The sequence below is a fragment of the Amycolatopsis sp. MEPSY49 genome, from assembly GCF_051337345.1.
GTDB lineage: Bacteria > Actinomycetota > Actinomycetes > Mycobacteriales > Pseudonocardiaceae > Amycolatopsis.
This window is the reverse complement of record NZ_JBDLYJ010000038.1, coordinates 1-664: the sequence shown is the minus strand read 5'-3', so window position 1 is coordinate 664 and position 664 is coordinate 1. Positions and strand designations below refer to the sequence as shown.

Below are 664 nucleotides of genomic sequence, written 5' to 3'. Positions count from 1 at the left end.
GCCCTCGGACCAGTGCTGAATGTGATGCCCCTGGCAATGCCGGGGCGGGCGGTGACAGCCGGGGAAGGCGCAGCCTCGGTCTCGCAGGTAGAGCGCTCGGCGCAGGCCCGCGGAGATCAAGCGACGGAGGCGGCCCAAGTTCAACGGTTCGCTTTTCTCGCCCAACACCGCGGGGATGATCATGCTGTCACACGCGTGGACCCGGGCCTCGGCCGCCGACATCGTGCCCGTGTCGCCCAGCGTTGCCTCGCCGAGACCGGACTTCAAGTCCTTCAAATGCACTGCGACCATCACGTGGGCCCGCTCGCCCGCCTGCATCGGCAACGACGGCGAGTTGAGAGCCAGATCGATCGCGTCGGAGAAGGCATCGCCGTAGCGTTCCTGCGGGGATCGCAGGTCGGCGCCCTCGCCGGTGGTGGTGCGGCGTTCGGCCAGCGCGTCGAGCAGGGCGCTGGCTCGGGTTCCGGTCTCGTCGTCGAAACGACCGTGCAGCTCCCAGACCCCGGTTCTTTTGCGGCGGAGCGAGAGTTCGCGGTCGGGGATCGCGGGTTCGGCGGTGTCGGGTTCGGGGCCGTCGGGGTCCAGGTGGGCGATGATGCGCGCCCCCAGGGCGGCGACCTGCTTGTGGCCCGCGTCCTCGGCCAACCCCAGCAGGTGCTGCTCG

Annotated in this window: 1 protein-coding gene; it reads right to left on the bottom strand. The window is 70.0% G+C overall.

Annotated elements, in window-relative coordinates; translation table 11 throughout:
• A partial coding sequence (locus ABFJ78_RS50180; protein WP_436394704.1) for a DUF222 domain-containing protein occupies window positions 1-664 on the bottom strand: 664 nt, incomplete at both ends.